The 18,179-nt window shown below is 43.5% G+C and carries 20 protein-coding genes and 1 pseudogene; 14 read left to right on the top strand and 7 right to left on the bottom strand.

Translation table 11 applies throughout. The annotated features are described in order from the left end of the window. Positions 1-390: 390 nt before the first annotated feature. The 4 genes from AB6F11_RS20300 to AB6F11_RS20285 all read left to right on the top strand — a co-directional run bounded on the left by AB6F11_RS20300 (position 391) and on the right by AB6F11_RS20285 (position 4,030). The gene (locus AB6F11_RS20300; RefSeq protein ID WP_065584244.1) at positions 391-666 is read left to right on the top strand and encodes an HU family DNA-binding protein; all 276 of its coding nucleotides are present in this window, start codon (positions 391-393) and stop codon (positions 664-666) included. A gap of 25 nt (positions 667-691) precedes the next feature. Then, positions 692-835, top strand: a complete 144-nt coding sequence (locus AB6F11_RS20295; RefSeq protein ID WP_017059112.1) for a hypothetical protein — start codon at positions 692-694, stop codon at positions 833-835. A 320-nt stretch (positions 836-1,155) separates the two neighbouring features. Continuing rightward, positions 1,156-2,058, top strand: a complete 903-nt coding sequence (locus AB6F11_RS20290) for a VirK/YbjX family protein (protein ID WP_133151244.1) — start codon at positions 1,156-1,158, stop codon at positions 2,056-2,058. A 268-nt stretch (positions 2,059-2,326) separates the two neighbouring features. After that, positions 2,327-4,030 (top strand): FAD-dependent oxidoreductase, encoded by a 1,704-nt coding sequence (locus AB6F11_RS20285; RefSeq protein WP_017067877.1) that lies wholly within the window; start codon positions 2,327-2,329, stop codon positions 4,028-4,030. A gap of 159 nt (positions 4,031-4,189) precedes the next feature. Here the strand turns inward: AB6F11_RS20285 and AB6F11_RS20280 are convergent, their stop codons facing one another. From AB6F11_RS20280 to pnuC, 3 genes are all read right to left on the bottom strand, one after another. After that, the gene (locus tag AB6F11_RS20280; RefSeq protein ID WP_017067876.1) at positions 4,190-4,870 is read right to left on the bottom strand and encodes a Crp/Fnr family transcriptional regulator; all 681 of its coding nucleotides are present in this window, start codon (positions 4,868-4,870) and stop codon (positions 4,190-4,192) included. A 125-nt stretch (positions 4,871-4,995) separates the two neighbouring features. Beyond that, positions 4,996-5,724: a nucleoside phosphorylase gene (locus AB6F11_RS20275; RefSeq protein ID WP_102320060.1), complete on the bottom strand. Its 729-nt coding sequence runs from the start codon at positions 5,722-5,724 to the stop codon at positions 4,996-4,998. A gap of 8 nt (positions 5,725-5,732) precedes the next feature. After that, on the bottom strand, positions 5,733-6,467 hold the full coding sequence (gene pnuC / locus AB6F11_RS20270; RefSeq protein WP_102320059.1) for a nicotinamide riboside transporter PnuC: 735 nt from the start codon (positions 6,465-6,467) through the stop codon (positions 5,733-5,735). Positions 6,468-6,832: 365 nt separating this feature from the next. Between pnuC and AB6F11_RS20265 the strand changes: the two genes are divergently transcribed. Beyond that, the gene (locus AB6F11_RS20265; RefSeq protein WP_017059106.1) at positions 6,833-7,036 is read left to right on the top strand and encodes a hypothetical protein; all 204 of its coding nucleotides are present in this window, start codon (positions 6,833-6,835) and stop codon (positions 7,034-7,036) included. Between the two features lie 42 nt (positions 7,037-7,078). On the opposite strand, the pseudogene AB6F11_RS20260 reads toward AB6F11_RS20265, so the two are convergent. After that, positions 7,079-7,207 (bottom strand): annotated as a pseudogene (locus tag AB6F11_RS20260) (ABC transporter substrate-binding protein); the annotation flags it as partial. Positions 7,208-7,241: 34 nt separating this feature from the next. After that, positions 7,242-7,691 carry a PaaI family thioesterase gene (locus AB6F11_RS20255; protein ID WP_017067871.1) on the bottom strand — a complete coding sequence of 150 codons (450 nt, stop codon included), beginning with the start codon at positions 7,689-7,691 and terminating at the stop codon, positions 7,242-7,244. A gap of 34 nt (positions 7,692-7,725) precedes the next feature. Between AB6F11_RS20255 and AB6F11_RS20250 the strand changes: the two genes are divergently transcribed. Further along, positions 7,726-8,004 (top strand): DUF134 domain-containing protein, encoded by a 279-nt coding sequence (locus tag AB6F11_RS20250; protein WP_029235478.1) that lies wholly within the window; start codon positions 7,726-7,728, stop codon positions 8,002-8,004. 63 nt (positions 8,005-8,067) lie between these two features. Here AB6F11_RS20250 and nqrM read toward each other — a convergent pair whose 3' ends face one another. Further along, positions 8,068-8,265 (bottom strand): (Na+)-NQR maturation NqrM, encoded by a 198-nt coding sequence (gene nqrM / locus AB6F11_RS20245; RefSeq protein WP_017059103.1) that lies wholly within the window; start codon positions 8,263-8,265, stop codon positions 8,068-8,070. Beyond that, entirely contained in the window at positions 8,262-8,708 is a 447-nt protein-coding gene (locus tag AB6F11_RS20240; RefSeq protein ID WP_017059102.1) for a NifB/NifX family molybdenum-iron cluster-binding protein, read from the bottom strand. The genes nqrM and AB6F11_RS20240 overlap by 4 nt, the downstream gene beginning before the upstream one ends. Before the next feature lie 475 nt (positions 8,709-9,183). On the opposite strand from AB6F11_RS20240, the gene AB6F11_RS20235 reads away from it, so the two are divergent. The 8 genes from AB6F11_RS20235 to AB6F11_RS20200 form a co-directional block, all read left to right on the top strand. Next, complete coding sequence (locus AB6F11_RS20235; protein WP_029235926.1) at positions 9,184-9,906, top strand: DUF1007 family protein; 723 nt, start codon at positions 9,184-9,186, stop codon at positions 9,904-9,906. A gap of 94 nt (positions 9,907-10,000) precedes the next feature. Further along, positions 10,001-11,098, top strand: a complete 1,098-nt coding sequence (locus AB6F11_RS20230) for a nickel/cobalt transporter (RefSeq protein WP_017069651.1) — start codon at positions 10,001-10,003, stop codon at positions 11,096-11,098. Positions 11,099-11,587: 489 nt separating this feature from the next. Further along, complete coding sequence (locus AB6F11_RS20225; protein WP_102393502.1) at positions 11,588-13,105, top strand: triacylglycerol lipase; 1,518 nt, start codon at positions 11,588-11,590, stop codon at positions 13,103-13,105. Between the two features lie 12 nt (positions 13,106-13,117). Continuing rightward, entirely contained in the window at positions 13,118-15,112 is a 1,995-nt protein-coding gene (locus tag AB6F11_RS20220) for a choice-of-anchor X domain-containing protein (protein WP_050645342.1), read from the top strand. A 467-nt stretch (positions 15,113-15,579) separates the two neighbouring features. Continuing rightward, positions 15,580-16,074, top strand: a complete 495-nt coding sequence (locus tag AB6F11_RS20215; RefSeq protein ID WP_102393501.1) for a YcxB family protein — start codon at positions 15,580-15,582, stop codon at positions 16,072-16,074. A 79-nt stretch (positions 16,075-16,153) separates the two neighbouring features. Then, positions 16,154-16,879 carry a metallophosphoesterase gene (locus AB6F11_RS20210; RefSeq protein ID WP_102393500.1) on the top strand — a complete coding sequence of 242 codons (726 nt, stop codon included), beginning with the start codon at positions 16,154-16,156 and terminating at the stop codon, positions 16,877-16,879. A gap of 63 nt (positions 16,880-16,942) precedes the next feature. Next, positions 16,943-17,122 (top strand): hypothetical protein, encoded by a 180-nt coding sequence (locus AB6F11_RS20205; protein ID WP_017059095.1) that lies wholly within the window; start codon positions 16,943-16,945, stop codon positions 17,120-17,122. A gap of 200 nt (positions 17,123-17,322) precedes the next feature. Then, positions 17,323-18,179, top strand: an 857-nt coding sequence (locus AB6F11_RS20200) for a LysR substrate-binding domain-containing protein (RefSeq protein ID WP_372130326.1), incomplete at its 3' end; no start/stop codon positions are given.

The raw sequence follows: 18,179 nt of genomic DNA, 5'->3' as shown, positions 1-18,179 counted from the left end.
TCTCGCTCGACTGAGCCCGTAGAGGACTTTCACCTCCTAGATCAACGCCATGCTCTGACAGCACAACATGAAGCCCAGCAATTAAGCTGGGCTTCTTTGTTTTTACTCTTTCGTTATCAACGTGATAGATGACAGCTTCGATTTGGATTATGAATCGAACGGGCAACCCTAATGCTCTTTTCTCAAGTAAATTTGGGCAACATGTCTATAAACCAATAATAATCAATGAATTGCATTGATTGAACCGACAGATGCTTTTATAGTCAATTCTGTTGGTTACTTTACAAAGCTCTACCCGCTCACTGACATTATTTCAATTGCTGTTGATAAGATCGCATAAGCTAGGTGCTAAAGGTAGACGCCAGCCGTACTCAATAAGGAATATAGATTATGAACAAATCTCAATTAGTTGAACACATCGCGACTTCTGCAGACATCTCAAAAGACCAAGCAGGCACAGCACTAAATGCGCTAGTTGAAGGTATCTCTACTTCGCTTGCGAACGGTGATGACGTATCGATCCTTGGATTTGGTAGCTTTAAAGTTAACTCTCGAGCTGCTCGCACTGGTCGTAACCCGCGAACCGGAGAAGAGATTCAGATTGCCCCATCAAAGACGCCAGCATTTAAAGCGGGCAAGGCACTAAAAGAGACGTGCAACCTGTAACACAAAAAACACAAGGAAGATTACGATGACGACTAAGGAAAAAGCGAAAACGAGCCGAAGCAAAAAAGCAGGCAAGTCGACTAAAGCGCAAGCCGAAACGCCTAAGACTCGTCAACGCATTGAAGAGCTTCTCGAAGAGCGTGAACTGGCTAAACTGTTAGAACTTTAGTTTATATAAGAACTAATGTTTAGGTTTAAGCAAGGTGATAGTTTGTTATCGTTCTAATGCCACTGCAGATTTGTAGTGGCATTTTTGATTTAGGAGCAAGCGCCTCTAATAAATAACATTGATACCCCTCCCCACTAAAGCGACAAACACATCTGTCCAAAATCTGAACGCTAAGTAACTGATTGAGTTACATAGCTATACATATCCATACTTACCCAAATCACCTTTTTCACTATCATCATTTTCTTGTTATTGGTGAGATTATTGGAAGGGTTCATGACACGACTATGTTCGAGCAATCCTTCTTCTTTGAGGTGATTATGAATGTCGTTCGCATGGGGATTGAAGCAAATACCCATAAAAATAAGGGTAAGTACAAAGCGATAGTTAAGTTTACTATTCGAGCCCTGTTTTATTATTCAGCTACTCGAAAAATGAGTAATAATTTCAACTCTGAAGAGAGAAAGTTATTATTTATCAAGCAACCCAACTTCCTTTCTAAATTTGTGACTCCCTACTTATGTACTGGCTTTAGCAATAAAGAAAAGATCGATATCTTATCCAAACACTACGACTGGTTTGAAAACACCTTCGCAACAGAAGCTAGACACCAAATCTATAACGAAAGGCTCAATCTTTTAAAACTTGAGATAGATGACAACGTTTATCTGGTTAATCTCAGCTTCGAAAGAAACGCGAGAAAAGAAGGTGAACTGACAATTTCATTGACCAACTCTCAACTCGAAAAAATGTATACCATTTCGTTTACTGTTTTCGACAACAACATCTACATCGGCGGTATACAGGGTGGCGCCAATGACAATGGATTTAGCCGCACATTCACCAAAGCTTTTTACGGTTTAAGACCTAAATCCTTCATGGTAGAAACACTACGACTGCTCGCTATTAACTTGGGTATCGACAATATCTATGCGGTAAAAGAGTCTGGTCATGTCTCGAACTCATTACGCTACGGTAAGAAAAACAAAGACATCAGCCTTAAATACGACAGTCTGTGGGAAGAGCACGATGGACAGGTGCATGATAACTATTTCTATCGTCTCCCGACAAACCCGAACAGGAAAGATCTTGAAGCTCTAAAACGTCAAAAGCGTAGGTTGTATCGCGAGCGTTATGCCTGGCTAGATCTGTATGAACAAGATCTGAAGAACGTAATCAGTCAGCACATCCGTGATCCTGTTCATTATGCTCATGACAGTTAATTTGGCTAACCTGTACTCGACTCGCTAACGCGTATTACCTTTACTAGCGTGCTTTAGTCTAATCACAGCCCTTGGACCAAACGCTCAATCCCGAGGTGATAGCTTCAAAATAAATATTAGACAATGCTAATTTACATCTTTATAGTATCTAGGTATTTCGAAAACTACTCAATCGCCGGCGACCAGCCAGTACTGATCATTAAGAAGATACAAGCTCTATGCTCGGCAATTTGTATAGTTAAACTTAGAGACAGTAATAGGTAAACGTATGACTAAAATTGTAATCATCGGTGGCGTAGCTGGAGGTGCTTCAGCTGCTGCACGCGCTCGTCGTCTTAGTGAAGAAGCCGAAATCATAATGTTTGAACGAGGACCATTCGTCTCTTTTGCCAACTGTGGATTGCCATACCACATAGGTGGCGATATCGAGGATAGAAGCAAGCTTCTGTTACAAACACCTGAAAGCTTCTTAGCTCGCTTCAACGTTGACGCACGAGTGATGAACGAAGTTACCTCTATTGATCGCACCAATAAAACCGTTACAGTCAAAAATCTTGTTGATGGTAATCACTACAGCGAGAGTTACGACTTCTTATTACTCAGCCCTGGAGCCGGTGCCGTCGTTCCTCCCATCTCAGGAATCGATAACCCCCTCACCCATTCACTACGCAATATTCCAGATATGGATCGCATCATCGAAACAATCCAAATGAATAAACCTGAGCACGCGACAGTTGTTGGCGGTGGCTTTATCGGCTTGGAAATGATGGAAGCGTTTCATCAGCTTGGGATCAAGACTTCGTTGATTGAGATGGCTGACCAAGTAATGACGCCAGTAGACCGGGAAATGGCCGGCTTTGCCCATGCGGAGATTCGTGACAAAGGCATCGACCTAAAACTCGGCGTCGCGCTTGAGTCTGTGAAATATATACCTAACGAACACATCGCAAGTTTTGATTCAGGCGAGAGCGAGAAGCACCAACACATAGAGGGTGAATTAGAATTAACACTTAATAATGGCGAGTCATTAACTACTGATATCTTAATCATGGCTATCGGTGTGCGTCCTGAGACTAAGTTAGCAAAAGAAGCAGGACTTCAAATTGGCGAACTAGGTGGTATCTACACCAATGAAATGATGCAGACTAGCGATCCTAGCATCTACGCTGTGGGTGATGTGGTCGAAGAAAAAGACTTTGTCACAGGTGCACAAACTCTAGTTCCGCTTGCTGGCCCTGCTAACCGTCAAGGTCGTATGGCTGCCGACAACATGCTCGGACGCAATGAAATCTATCAAGGTACACAGGGCACAGCTATCTGTAAGATTTTTGACCTAGCCGTTGCCTCAACAGGGAAAAACGAAAAACAGTTGAAGCGTGAAGGCGTCGACTATGAAAAAGTCTATGTGCATACCGCAAGCCACGCTAGCTACTATCCTGGCGCTGAGATTGTCTCGTTCAAGATGTTATTCGCCCCTAAGACAGGGAAAATACTAGGTGCGCAAGCCGTCGGTAAAGATGGCGTTGATAAACGCATTGATGTTATGGCAGTAGCTCAACGTGCAGGTATGACCGTTGATCAGCTTCAACACCTTGAATTAACCTATGCACCACCTTACGGGAGTGCCAAAGACGTGATTAACCAAGCCGCATTTGTTGCCAACAATATTATTAAAGGTGACGCGACACCTATTCATTTCGATGAGATTGCAACATTAAGCGACAACCAACTCCTACTCGATGTTCGTAACCCTAGCGAACTAGAAAATGGTGGCTTTATTGAAGGCGCAATCAACATTCCTGTCGACCAACTGCGTGATCGAATGAGTGAGCTCCCAGCAGACAAAGAGATTGTAATCTACTGCCAAGTCGGGTTACGTGGTAACGTGGCTTATCGCCAACTCGTCAACAACGGCTTTAAAGCACGCAACTTAATCGGTGGTTATAGAACACTCATGTATGCAAAAGCTTAAGGATTAATACTTAGTCGCCGGTAATGGTGCGCGGACACTTACGGGCTAGTTGCTAGTTGCTAGTTGCTGAGAGAAAGTCGCTCATAAATAGATGCGAGTAGTTAATAGTAAACATTGAAAAACCGAGCTTGGCATTTAAGTAAGTGCCAAGCTCTTTTATTATTCGTAGGAGTCAATAAAAGCTTGCAGTGCTCGCTGATCGACAATTTCTAACCCTTGATCTCCTTTTCTGATGAAACCTTTGTCTAATAGGTCTTTAACCGCTCTTCGATACACTCTGCTCGATGTGCCAAAACGTTCCGCTTCTTGATTCACTTTATCGAAACCGCCTAACACAGTGTTAGTCTCGCTTTGAACCAATAAATCATACGCAATATTGTAGGTAATTGAGTGTAAAAGACGGTTAGTGTAAATACCCATAGAGTCTTGATAATCTTCCGCCAATGCAGAGGCAAAGAAGAACATCATCCCCGGATTTTCAAGTAGTGCTTCTGCTAATCTCTGAATGCAAATAACATCAACTTGCATGTGTTCATCAGCCACTACGTTCCACTGACAAGGGGTCTGCGTGAAAAACTCCATCTCACCGAAGATATGATAATCACAATTCACTTCGCCCAATTGAAAGCGTCGCCCATTAGCCGCGGAAATACTCATAGAGACTCTTCCTGCGGGCACTACATAAAGATACTGAAGCTGCTCACCTTGACGTAGGATTTCATCATTTTGATTGAAGTAACGAGAGTTAACTTGGTGTTGGTAGATGAGATCTCTAAATTCAGAGCTTTTTTGTTCTAAGTAGTTTTTAAAGCGTCCGCTTGAGTATGGTGCAATCTTCATACTTACTCTCTCATTGCATTACTGCTGTTTATATTCAAACGATTGTAACCACTTAAACCACAGGAGAGAACCCAATAAAAAAGCGACGGTCTCCCGTCGCTTTCGTCTTGCATTTATTCAGGCTCTTATTGAGTAATTAATGCTTCCAGTGCCGCTAATGACGCTAGCCGCTCTCCTTGCATCATTACCTCTGCCTCATCGACATATTGCCCAACGCCCTCCTTTACATCTTGTTCGTACAAGACAACATTGTTCAAGATAGAAGCGACATTAAGCCCTCTCAAGCGTCCCACGGTAAACAGCGCGGATGTTTCCATGTCTGCACCTAAAATGCCTTTGCCATTCCAGTACTGACAAAGCGCCTTCTCGTCATCGGTATAAAAACTGTCGTGTGAGCGTACCGTGCCCAAATAGTAAGGTGTTGTTTGCTGCTGCAAGAACTTGTCTAGCTCTTTAAGCAGAGAGAAGCTTGCATAGGCGGGATACGACGGCTTAACGTAAGCGGTAGAACCACCCTCATCGCGAACCGCGCCCTCTGCAATAATTAGCTCACCAAGCCCGATATGTGACTGCATCGCACCTGCAGACCCTACTCTGATGATATGAGTCACACCACAAAACTTAAGTTCTTCTACCGCAATGATCATTGAAGGTGCGCCAATGCCCGTGCTGCAAACCGATATCGCTTTACCTTGATATTGACCAGTGAAGATTCGATATTCACGGTTTTCAGAGACCAGTTCAGCATGTTCAAGCAAGTTAGCGATTCGATTCGCTCTATCTGGCTCACCACAAACAATAACTAACGGAGCAATTTGCGTTTCATCAACGCAGATATGAGGTTGCTTTGCCATCTTCACTCCTAAGAAGCCGTTGCTTGAGTTAACGATTTATCACTGTTTCGTTTAGCTGTGCGTGCCCACTCACGAGTACCGTTTGCCGCAATAAACATTAAGATTGCGTATTGAACAGACATTGCGTACACACCCTGCGTCGCATAAATACCAACGCTGATAATGTTAATCACAATCCACAGTATCCAGTTTTCAACATACTTACGTGTCATAAGAACTTGAGCAACAATAGATAGAATGGTCATCGTGGCATCCCAGAATGGGAACGCATCCGGTTCAAGCACTGGCTCCGCTAAATCCGCACCAAATAGATTCAAGCTATCTACCGCGATGTTTGCTAGCGCAAAAAAGAATGGGTCGATGTACATAGTTAACAAAGCAATAGAAATCACACACGCTACGGCCGTTGCTACTAGTTTATTTTGGCTCAACCAACGAACTTCTAGCGTTTCACCTTGCTCATTAGGACGTGTCCATGCGTACCAACCGTAAATGTTGGCACAGAAGAAGAACAATTGAAGAAGTAGCAGTCCGTATAACTGAATTTGGAAAAAGATAACCGCAAATAAGGTGACATTCAGCAATCCGAACAGGTAGTTAATGGTTTTTTCTTGGCTTGCAAACCAAATACACAACAGACCAAACACGGTGCCGAATGCTTCAATCCAGCTCATCGCGTAGCCACCCCCTATTGGGATATTGACTAAGGTATTATTGATATCAAGTAGGGCGAATAGGTCCATAGGGGTGTCCTTTATTATTTGATTTTTGTAGCACCTATATTATTGCGCCGATAGAAACAAAGAGGAGGACATTTGTCCCCCCTAGAATGCATGCGATCATAAATCAGAATATTAAATCCGGAAAATCAATTTCACGGGAAGATGTCATAGCCCTCCCACAGTCTCGAACTCGAAACTCCAGCACCAGAACAGCCCCCTTCCAAAAACGAAATTTTAGCTTACTGGCTTTAAGCTGATATCGCGTTGACGGTTACGTTTGAGAAGCGCATGATTTTATTTCGATCAGAATCGTTGTCTGGCGTGTTAACCGTTTAACCGCCCTAAAACTCGTTCTGTGCAACGTACTCAATTGTATGGCAGGTCACATGAATAAAGTAATTATGTTAGTAATGGGGCTGCTTTTTACCAGTCGATTGTTTGCCAGTATTGTTCCTCATGTTGGTCAACTTGAGCATGATGCGCCTATCCTCCTTCGCTCGGCATTGATTGTAGGGGTTGCGGCTTACGCGGTTTGGAGTGCATTTAAATACTTCAAAAAGATCAAGGCCTCAGATTCAGATCAACTGTAACGGCGAAAGTCCAAAAGCTTTTGAATAAGCCTCTAATTTCGATTACTGATCTGCGAAATAATCGACCAAGATTTTACGCCACTTTCGTGACTCACGAATCTTCAACAGGGCGCGGTTAATCTCTTCTTCGTACACGTTATTTTCAGTGATTATGAAACCGTAGTTGGACTTTTATAACTGATAAAACAACACCGCTATACCAAGCTTAAGTTTGATAGCTAGAAACTGACATAAACTGACTTTGTGCCGACGAACATAACTTTCCGCACTGAGTAATTTGGCTTTCTAGGAAGTAGATATTACGTCTACTTTTCACCCACTGGGCACGAACCTCCAGTTCTTGACCAATCAAAATCGGATGATGAAAACGAGAGGTTAAACTCACCGTCATCGCCTTGATATCATTCTGAAATAGACAATGCAACATCGCGCTGTCATGCAATGTAGTGACAATGCCACCTTGCATGATGCCATCGTAGCCCTCAGCTTTATCTGTTGGTACAATCTTGGCTCTGGTTTTATATTTAGCTACTGCCTCATTCTTAGTTAAAGTGTCATGCTCGCCAATAGCTTCAAAACAAATGGCGCTGTCGTTGAAAAAACCTTGGCTGCACACTTGGCAACGCCGATGATTGTGTGGAATGAAAACCTTCATACTTACCTTTACCCATAGATTGCTAGAGATTGATATGGCTCGACCAAAAAAACATCGCCAGTTGTGTACCCGTACGGCTTACTCTTGTTTTAAGCCCAATGGTGTTCCTATGGACGAGCTTCATAAAGAAGAATTGCTATTGGAAGAGCTCGAAGCCTTGCGCTTGGCTGATCAAGAAGGCCTGAGCCAGCTTGAAGCCGCTGAACAAATGCAGGTGTCTCGCCAAACGTTCGGCAACATTATCAAGCGTGCACGAGCTAAAGTCGCCAAGTGCATCGTCAATGGTCACGCGTTGGTGATTCAAAGTAGTTAATTAACGTGTTAGCCAGAAGTTATTTAACTCAGTGAGCGAGAACTCTGATGCTTACTTCGATACTTAGCTTGATGGCTCAGTAATCTGATACAGCTTTTTGCTTTGCCCTTCACACACATCCTTGCAATTGCATTCACGCTCAATATCTAACTGCGCCAATCCTCCACAGCTGCCTTTGATTGGCTTGCGCGAAAAAATCACGCCTATCGCCATCAATGTAACGACTCCGACAAACCCCAATAGCGTCAACAAAAAGGTCATTGTCGGAACCCTCGAATAGCACCTAGCTGATTAGGCTGTACCATTAGAATCGAAGCTTGTTTTTTGTGCCCGTTTTCGCCGCACGTTTTATTGCCACACCCACTATTTCTCGGCTCGCGACCATAATCGAGATCGGTCACTTCCCGTAGATTGTCGAAATCCAAAGCCCCGATTTCTGCCTTACCTGTCGATGCCAAGACTCGAATATCGTTATTGAACAAGTGCGCCAGCATCTTCTTACCAATATAACGAACCACCACAGATTTCACATCGTAAGAACGGAGAACCGAAATCCATTGCTTCTTTTTATTGCAAGAGGTGTCGGAGTCAATCAAAGGAACAATCTGTTTTATCTGTCGTTGTTCATCGACAATCGCGATCTGTGGGGAACGAGCAAAGTGGTTGCCAACATGAAGGTCGCGACAAGGTACTGCGTATAACATAGTAACTTCCTGTTATTGACGATCAGGAGTTCAGCATACGCCCCATTATTGGCATATGCCAATAACTATCATGTGAAAAATAAGATTTACTGGATCGATAACTAAGATCACAAGCACCCAAACTTACCGTCATCTTCAGCCTATCTCAGTTACCTTTCAAATAACCATATATACTAGGGGGTAGTATTTTTACTGGGGGTATTTTTTGCGTTGTTAATGCCTGTTATCAAGAGCCAAGCTCAAACCCATTACAAAAAGGCCTCGCACAACCGAGAGCTTAATCGACTATTCAACGTCACACACTAGTCTGAATAATGTCGAATTAGGGACCAATCAAAGATGTTTATAGGAAAAATAGGTTGGATTGAAAATCAAGAATTGCAGTCGGCTTCAATGTAAACAAGCTTATAATTTGAAGTGAACAACGCATCGGGTTGTTATAATATAACATCACACTAAATTACCATCATTTCTCATGAAACAGCCATTTATTCTAATCGATGTCATCAATCGCCTCTCCACACGCTATGTAAGCCGTTTCTCGACATGCTTTCGCTCTCTCAAGGGCTTGACTGTTGGCCTAGCATTATTGTGTTTTGCGCCAAATCTATATGCCCACCCTCACTCTTGGATAGAGATGAAAACTCATATTGAGGGAGAGAATGGCATGATCACCGGTCTCTCTATGGAGTGGTCTTTTGATGCAATGACCTCGATGTACATGTTGGATGGAGAAGACGTCTCTGCCGATACAGAAACTGAAACATTCAAAAAGCTCGCTGCGTCTGTAATCGAAAACATGATGTACGAGCACTACTTCACGTACTTTTATGATGGTGAAGAGCCCATCAAATATCAGGTGGTTGAGAACGCAAAGTTTGAGCGTGATAAAGCCAAGATGGTTCTAACATTTGACCTACCACTTTCTAAACCTAAGCCTGTGACACGAAACTCGCTTCGCGTATTGATTTTTGACCCTAGTTACTTTGTCGACATGTCGTGGCTATCCAACAGCGACGTGACATTGTCACCTGAACTAGCAAGACAATGCCATTTAGAATTAATCGAGCCTAACCCGACGCCAGAGCAAATGAGTTATGCAATGTCTTTACCTGTCGATGCAGATCCAGATAACACGCTAGGCCAACTGTTTACACAATCGGTTGAGCTTCATTGTGCGGCGGTTCCCGCTTCTTAGTCGCAGTGATTCGTTTCAGCCTTTAAGTCAGCGTCTAGCTGATTAAGCATGGCAACTAATTAACAGAAAGATTTCAGATATAGGTTCTTGTTAAATGAAGAAAAATCAATCCAAAATCAATCACTACCTCATTGGTGCTGGCGCGTTCGTGCTTATTGCTATTGGTGCGTATCAACTGTGGTCCATGTGGCCATCGTTAGTTATCTCTAGCATTCAATGGCAAAGAGAAGTCAATTCAGAACTTGCAGACCTGCTCTATGAAGCTAAATCCAACCCTTGGGGCGCAGGCAGTTACCTTATCGGGTTCAGCTTTATCTATGGCATGCTTCATTCTTTGGGGCCTGGGCACGGCAAAGTTATCGTGTCGACTTACTTAGCGACTCACCCAACCAAAGCCAAGGCGAGTTTAGTGCTTACGGTCGTCTCCGCTTTTTTACAAGCATTGGTCGCAATCTTACTAGTAAGCGTGTTGCTGTGGGGCTTTAGTGCTTCCATGCGAGTAGTGAATGACAAAGCGAATATGTTTGTTTCATTAAGCTTTGCCTTAGTCGCGGTCGTCGGCGCGCTTATATGTTGGAAGGCTTTGAAAAACATCTACACCGCTATGCGTAAGCCTAAGCTGAAAGTGAAAGCCATCACTACACTCGCAACAGACACAGCTGCGACAATTTCAGCGCGTTCGCCAATGGCACTTCGTTCATCAATATCAGCCCCTTCTCCGATAATCGACGCTACTAGCACAATGCAAGCCGCAGCTAACACTCATGCAGATCATTCTCATGCCGACTGTGGGTGCGGCCACCAGCATGTAGCCGATGCAGACGCAATCAACAAAGCCTCAACGCTCCGAGAATATGTTGGAATTATAGTGACGATTGGCGTAAGACCGTGCACCGGAGCCATCATGGTACTGCTTTTCGCAAACATGGTTGGCCTATATTGGATGGGTGTTGTCAGTGCTTTTGCCATGGCGATTGGTACTGCTTTCACAACCTCGACGATTGCTATAATGACACTAACAGGCAAGAACTTGGTAAAACGCTATTTGGCAGCAGGTAACAAGAATAACAGTGCTTCACTAAAAGCCGCAGGTCATTATTTACAGCTATTCGGTGGTGTTTTACTTGTCTTAATTGGCTTGTTGCTAATGAGTGGACAAGACAGCGGTATGTCGCCTGTTTTCACTATGTAGCGAACGATGTAATAACAAACCTCAGTTTATTGCGACCTTTACCATTTTTACTAAAAAACACTAGCCCTTATCTCTCAAATCTGAATTAACAGCCACATAATTTCTACTAACCTAACTTTGCACAGCCAGTTAGGTTAGTAGTCAGCCATTCAGAACAGCGCGCTCTATGTAGTTCTGTAACAAACCTACATCCAACTTTGATTTTCCTATTCTTAGCTACTCTTTCATAAACTAACTTAGATTGTTCTAACAATATTAGAGCACTATCCCCCTCCTTTTGAAAATAAGGACATAACTTCCGCAATCCAGAAACTACGATCGCACTCTTCCTATTTTGAAAAAAAATAGAGCAGCAGTTTTATCAATTGAGTAACAAGCCGAAATTATACCCAATAAATTTCACATCAAACTCCAAGCCTTTACCTTACAACTACAGATAGAGCTTTCTTCAACCAAATTCTTGGATAACCTATACTCAAAGGTAAACAAATGAAACTATACATTCCGAGCGCCACGCTCAGTGTTTTGTTACTTTCTCCGAGTTTCGCGAGTGCCGAAGATATACCTGATTCACACGAATTGCGTAATTTCTCGATGCGTTCACAAAGCTCTGGGATAGCCCCACCGCAAGAAGTACTCGGCGTTTATGTTGTCAATTCTGGTCCTGGTCTGGATACCGGTTGTACCTATGCTTCTGGCGGACCTCTACTTATCTCTTTACCTGTTCCTATGGTTGTCAGCCCCAACGTTTTACAAAGTGACGGGAGAATTGCCCCAAGTAAACTGGGCGATATGCAGCAAAAAGGCGTTCTCGGTTCTAACGCAAGGATCAGCATGCCGGTCTTCGACATAGACTCCAATGCCAACGTCAGTAATATTGCTCCAGAAATAGATGTCGTATCTTTTAACGGAAAGTCTTTAGGTACGCTGCAAGGCTCTGATAACCGCTGGACGGATACTAACCTTCAAGTCGATATCAGTGATATCAAGTTCGGCCAAAACAATGAGATTCGCGTCGATATTGATACTGGCAATACGGGAGACAACTGGTGTATGTCTGTCGATTGGGTCTCAATCGAGTTTGATGTTGCCATTCCTGTGATTCTTGCTCATGGCATTGCTGCACAATCAGACTCTTGGGATGATGATACGGCTCCAGGCGTGCTTTCTACACTTGATGACTATGGCATTCGTTATACTCGTTTCTCTGCTGACAAAAATGGAACCACAGCGACTAACGCTAATATCTTGAACAACAAAATTCAGGGTTTTCTCGATGAGTTGAAATCCGACAAAGTTCACGTCATTGCACACAGTAAAGGCGGGCTAGATACCCAAAACCTCAAAGCACTTAGCCCTTCCTTTGAGATAACCTCCCTTTCTACTTTCTCCACACCTCACCTTGGTAGCGTCGCAGCAGATTTGTCGGTGATAAAAATGGACCACTACGCCGATATCTACAGTAACGTCAGTACCGATCCAAATAATTACGCTGGCAAGTACATGCAACTCCCAAATATTCCGTTTGCGGGTCCTAAAATGCCTGGTATCCGTGATCTAACAACGGATACAGCATCAAACGCGATCCAAATGCGTACTCGCGGCAATATTGCAAATACATTTTCTATTGGGGCAAATGCCGATCTCGACCAAGACGGTGTTATTGAGAAAGATCCTGATATCGTTGGCCTATTCCCGTGGGGATCGCGTTGGGCAGGCGTTACCGCTTGGCAGGCGCTAAGAAGCTTTAGTTCTGCGGCCTACCTCGATACTCAAACTCAATCGGTCACAATGCCAAGTGTGCATGGACCACAAGCTCATCCAATCACCATAGTCAGTTACCAAGCCATTCAAACAGTACCGCAAGAAAATGATGTTGTTGTGACCTTGGCAAGCGCTAACCCAAGTTATACCAATGCATTGGGTAACGTATTGGCTAACCACTCAACAATGAAAACGGGACAAAACGTTGAACGTTTTCTACAACAAATTATTTCAATGCGCTAAGGAGTGGCCACAATGAAATTCATCAAGCAATTAGTGATGGTGTTCAGTCTTTTCTGTACCTTCATCACACCGGCTATCGCCAGTAATGCAATACCCGTTGGGATGAGTACAAGCACGACACTATCTCAACCAGTGACTAGTAACGATAACGAAGTCACAATGCTATTTACCATCGACAAAGCGGAAGCCCTAAAAGCAGAAATCATCGTGCCGTTGGATGATGCAACCGTATATTTAGTCAAGCCTAACGGGCAAGTCGCAACATCATCCAATGATGTGCAAGCGAACATACTTTCAGGTGACACACAAAGTCCGCCGCTACCGGGCAGCTATTTATTTTTGCCTGAAGTAACTAACCCTGAACCTGGCGAATGGAAGATCGTCGTTGATTTTCCAAACCCAAGTTACAACACAGTAATTATTGCTCAGGTTGCGATCCAATCCCCTATTGCGTTTGGCATGGCGATAGCTGCAAACCAATTTGTGGTCGGTGAACCAGTTCCCGTTTCTGCATTACTGACAAACAAAGGGAATCCAATCACAGGTGCCCAAACCAGCGCAGTGATCATTGATGAAGCTGGAATAAAAACACGCCTGACGCTTAAAGATGAGGGTGTCAATTTCGATGCTATTGCTAAAGATGGTGTCTACAGCAATATTTTCGTTCCACCCGCTGAAGGGGATTATCTAATTGAAGGCATAACGTCTTTTGAAGAATATGGAACAACTATCACTCGCCAGACAAGTAAAAAAATCCACGTACTACCCTCTGACATTGAATTTGTCAGCCTCTCACTCGCTCCACTGTTTTCCTCTGAAGGCTGTGTTATTGCCTTAGAGCAGCGCTTGGAACTTGATGTTAAATCCGCGGGGGATTTTGCCATTCATGGTTACCTCACCGATGGAATTGACGAGCTGAACACAAGCAAACGTCTGCAACTCAAACCTGCGAAGCAAATCGTCACTCTACAGTACTCAACTGAAGATATTTTTGGCGCGTTTGATTCAGCGTCTACTTTGACCTCCAACCCGACGATCATCTACGCAATCACTCAAGATGACATACGAATTTCAGCCCCTCGAATTCAGTTTGAAGAATTTATTGATTTAGCATCTTTTGAGCGTTGCCGCGAACCGATTGAAGTCACGGGGAGTTTAGTCACCACACCGACTATGTCGCAAGATGGAACCTACATTGATTCGCTGAGTTTTGAGTTTCCTATCCATGTTACGCGCAGTGGAACTTACACAGGTTCGGTAAATATCGTTGGTGCAGCCGGAGAGTATTTAGAGCTAGTGAGTTTCCAAGAACCGCTTGAGGCTGGCGAAAACACCATCAAGTTTACCGTTCCTGGTGACACGTTTAAGCAAGCCGATGGTCCTTATGAACTGAACGCACTGCTAATCTACAGTGGCGTTGACTCCTATCGACAAGGAGTTCTCGGTCAAACTCCACCATACCAAGCCTCTGATTTCAGTCCGCCAGTGAATGTGACCCTCCCCTCTAACCTATTCGGTTTGGAAAGAGAAAACTGGCAAGCAACCCCGGCAACACAAGTCACGCAACATCGTGTCGGTGGTTACTTGAGAGCGGGGGCTTCAATCCCATACGACTACGAAACACTAGCGAGTTTTGACTTAAGTGAGGTTCGAGGGAAAATTAAACAGGCAACGCTTATTGTTGATTTCGGAGATTCAACTCTTCAATTTCCATTCAACAATGTAACTGCGCATATCGTTAATCAAACTTGGTCTCCAAACACACTGGATTACGACACGTTCTGTGAGTCTTTTACAATATGTGCAGCATGGAGTAATCCACTCACTACATTCAACAACGTAGAAGCCGGTCAAACGCTTAGGTTTACCAACTCTAAACTATTAGAAGCATTAAATGAGAAGAGAGTGTCTGGGTTGAACAAACTAGATATTGCTCTTACCTCTTCTCCCTATGAAAGAAGTTTCTTCATTAACGTTAAGCAGGTGTCATTATTCATCGAGTACTGATCCTAAAACTGAAATAGAATAAGGCCACGCCCAAGGTATCGCTTTGGGTATGGCCTCTCAGAGTGAACGGTGATGAACTTTGCAAGCTTCATATATTTATTCTGTTAGAGCAGACTATGCCAGCCCCTCAACAGTAGTGATAAAGCACGCTAATCACTATAGACTCCATCAACCAACAAAATGAGATCGAAGTTTTATCCAAAAAGGCCAGTAGTCCCAACAACCGGGTGACTCCACAGATCTATCCATCCCATCACCAATTTTTTAGGTGACTTTAAAGATGCCCCTACACTAGTCTGATAGCTAAAGTTAGAATAGACCCGTTAAGTATCATCGATTTACAAAACAGAGCCAAAATATCTAAATAAAAACAGTGAGAAGCGATACAATAATCAAGTTGCAAAATTGCAGCGTGGGACACCTGCCCACTGACAGCCCATTCACAGAGAACCATAAAGTAGCCTCACATGTCTAAAGAACCCGGTTTCACTACAGAATACAAACTCGACAAGACGTTTTTCGCGGAGTGTTATGATCAAACTAGCCTTCCGACTCAATTTCCAAAAGCCTACTTAAAAGGAATACTGTTTCTTATTTTTGGTGTGGTTCTGCTGGAGTTTGAACTATTACCTAACGGCTATGTTGGCTGGTTCTTTATTGTTTTGAGTGTGATTGAAGCATTCAGTGTGTACTGCAAAAGAACCTGGTGGTTATGGCGACAAAAAATCAGCTCAGGCGCAGGCAGCAAAATTGTCGTTCAAGGTGACGCTAACGGAGTAAGTTACAAAAACCACAAAGCGACCAACACCATCGCGTGGAGTGATATCGACCAACTTGAGCAGACCGATCTTGGTTTTATCCTGCATATCGGTAAACAGCGCCAATATGTGAGTAAATCTTGTTTAAACGATGAAGCTATTGCCTTCATGATTGAACACCACGCCGCATCAAAAGCGAAATAACACCAATAAATGCCTGCTGATTTAGCAGGCATTTTTCTATCACTTTTAATTCTACGTATCGAATTACCGGGCAATAACAATGAATACCGTGTACCAAATCAGTGATTGCCACCTTTCCGATGAATCCAGCTATGAGAACCTGCGCAGAGCACTGGAATACGTCAACAAAGACACGGCATGCAAGACCATCTTTCTGACTGGTGATATTTGTTGTAACCCAAAGTCTGGCGACTACGTTCGATTAGAGGCATTCATTAGGCAACACATTAGCGACCAATCCATTTACGTGATTGCGGGTAATCATGATGACTCTCGCTTAATGCGCACAGAGCTAAAAGGCTCGACGATTTATGTCACCGACAAAGCCACCATCGGTGAACGAGAGTTTGTGTTCCTAGACTCAAGCTTCAAGCCGCTAGACAGCCGCCACCCACTTGGTTCAGGGCGTATTGATAACCGCGGCATGGCTCAGCTAAAACAACAATTGAGAAAGGCCAATGATCCTATCGTGGTTGTTCACCACCCTGTCATTCCAGTCGGTGCAGATTGGATGAAAGCGATCCGCCTAGAGAACGATACTGATGTGATGAAAGTGCTTCGAAAATATCGCGTTCGTGACGTGTTCTGCGGTCATGGCCATGATGAAATAACAGCGACACAGCAAGGCATAACTCAATATATGGCCCCGTCGACAGCCTATGGCTTTGACCACTCGATCAATGAATACAATCGCAGCGAGAAGATAGGATTAAGTCGAATCTCGTTCTGTGCTGATTCCATCAACTACCAAGCTGTCTATTTTTGAACCCTATCTTACTGTCTTAAACCTCATAGATTAGCTTTCAAATAAACCAAACTATATAGAGCTATGCCAATAGAAGAGGCTTGCGGCGATTCAATTTATCAATCTGTGATTGAAGCCCACAACCCAACTTCCACAACGGGTCAACGTTCAGTAGAAGAAATTACCTGGTTAGCACTGATGACTGTAAAACAAATGCACGATTTAGTTCGGCGCAATCTCGAAAACGAAGAGCTCGAAAACTAAAAGTTTGAAAAAGAATTATCTAGAAAACAGAAAGCTTGAAAGCTGAATACGTAGGATTATCGCCCCACTCTCACAAGTGACCAGAGCCTTGCAAACGTTATTACCCTAAGGTTTGCTAGCAAGGTCTTTGTGATTGATAATAAAAGCAATATAGGCGCAAGTTAGCGCTTTTTTATCACCTAGGTTTATATTGAGGCTATATGGAAATCAAAGTACTAAAAAGCTTTGTGGCTGTCGCGACACATTGCAGTTTTTCAAAAGCTGCAAAAGAGTTAAATACCGTTCAACCTGCCATTAGCCGCCATATCACAAGCCTTGAACACGAACTTGGAGTGAGCCTATTTTTCCGTACATCTCGCGAAGTCGTCATTAGCGCCGCAGGGCAGCACTTACTTAAAGATGCGATTAGACTCATCGAACAAACGGAACAAGCAAAACAGTCCGCAATTCGAGCTTCTTCTGGTTGTATTGGTACTTTAACTATTGGTTATCTTGGAGGCGCAACTCTGAGCTTTTTGCCTCGTTTAGTTCGACAGTATATTGCTGAAAACCCCAATATTGATGTTGATCTTGTTGAGATGACGGCTTCTGAACAGATCGAAGCTCTGGACAAACGAGAGATCGATATTAGCTTCTCTCGCCCACTGCCGAACCTGCTTGTTGATGATTACACCTCGGTGACGATTTATACAGATAAGCTTGTTGCTGTTTTGCCCGTCACCCACGAGTTGGCTAAATACACCACCATTCAAATGAAACAACTGCAGCAAGACCCTTTCATCTTATTTGAACGTGAACAAGCGGTAGGATTATTTGACTCCATCATTACTCAATGTGACCTATCTGGATTCTCTCCAAATATAAAAAAACAACCCAACAACATGCAAACCGTGTTAACCCAAGTCTCTTCTGGCTTAGGTGTATCTATCGCACCGCATGCAATTCGTGATTTACGCAGTGAGGGATGTGTATTTGTTAATCTTGAATCTGTGGACGTACAAAGGCTTTGTTTCCTAATTGGATCTCAGATAGAAACGGCCAGTATGGGTGATTATTA

This window comes from Vibrio sp. 10N.247.311.14, assembly GCF_041467715.1.
GTDB classification, from domain to species: Bacteria; Pseudomonadota; Gammaproteobacteria; order Enterobacterales; family Vibrionaceae; genus Vibrio; species Vibrio crassostreae_C.
This window is presented reverse-complemented; position numbering and strand designations above follow the sequence as displayed.

Coding starts and splice junctions, on each gene's coding strand:
- AB6F11_RS20300 (WP_065584244.1), top strand. CDS start 391: ATGAACAAATCTCAATTAGTTGAACACATCGCGACTTCTGCAGACATC.
- AB6F11_RS20295 (WP_017059112.1), top strand. CDS start 692: ATGACGACTAAGGAAAAAGCGAAAACGAGCCGAAGCAAAAAAGCAGGC.
- AB6F11_RS20290 (WP_133151244.1), top strand. CDS start 1,156: ATGAATGTCGTTCGCATGGGGATTGAAGCAAATACCCATAAAAATAAG.
- AB6F11_RS20285 (WP_017067877.1), top strand. CDS start 2,327: ATGACTAAAATTGTAATCATCGGTGGCGTAGCTGGAGGTGCTTCAGCT.
- AB6F11_RS20280 (WP_017067876.1), bottom strand. CDS start 4,870: ATGAAGATTGCACCATACTCAAGCGGACGCTTTAAAAACTACTTAGAA.
- AB6F11_RS20275 (WP_102320060.1), bottom strand. CDS start 5,724: ATGGCAAAGCAACCTCATATCTGCGTTGATGAAACGCAAATTGCTCCG.
- pnuC (WP_102320059.1), bottom strand. CDS start 6,467: ATGGACCTATTCGCCCTACTTGATATCAATAATACCTTAGTCAATATC.
- AB6F11_RS20265 (WP_017059106.1), top strand. CDS start 6,833: ATGAATAAAGTAATTATGTTAGTAATGGGGCTGCTTTTTACCAGTCGA.
- AB6F11_RS20255 (WP_017067871.1), bottom strand. CDS start 7,691: ATGAAGGTTTTCATTCCACACAATCATCGGCGTTGCCAAGTGTGCAGC.
- AB6F11_RS20250 (WP_029235478.1), top strand. CDS start 7,726: ATGGCTCGACCAAAAAAACATCGCCAGTTGTGTACCCGTACGGCTTAC.
- nqrM (WP_017059103.1), bottom strand. CDS start 8,265: ATGACCTTTTTGTTGACGCTATTGGGGTTTGTCGGAGTCGTTACATTG.
- AB6F11_RS20240 (WP_017059102.1), bottom strand. CDS start 8,708: ATGTTATACGCAGTACCTTGTCGCGACCTTCATGTTGGCAACCACTTT.
- AB6F11_RS20235 (WP_029235926.1), top strand. CDS start 9,184: ATGAAACAGCCATTTATTCTAATCGATGTCATCAATCGCCTCTCCACA.
- AB6F11_RS20230 (WP_017069651.1), top strand. CDS start 10,001: ATGAAGAAAAATCAATCCAAAATCAATCACTACCTCATTGGTGCTGGC.
- AB6F11_RS20225 (WP_102393502.1), top strand. CDS start 11,588: ATGAAACTATACATTCCGAGCGCCACGCTCAGTGTTTTGTTACTTTCT.
- AB6F11_RS20220 (WP_050645342.1), top strand. CDS start 13,118: ATGAAATTCATCAAGCAATTAGTGATGGTGTTCAGTCTTTTCTGTACC.
- AB6F11_RS20215 (WP_102393501.1), top strand. CDS start 15,580: ATGTCTAAAGAACCCGGTTTCACTACAGAATACAAACTCGACAAGACG.
- AB6F11_RS20210 (WP_102393500.1), top strand. CDS start 16,154: ATGAATACCGTGTACCAAATCAGTGATTGCCACCTTTCCGATGAATCC.
- AB6F11_RS20205 (WP_017059095.1), top strand. CDS start 16,943: ATGCCAATAGAAGAGGCTTGCGGCGATTCAATTTATCAATCTGTGATT.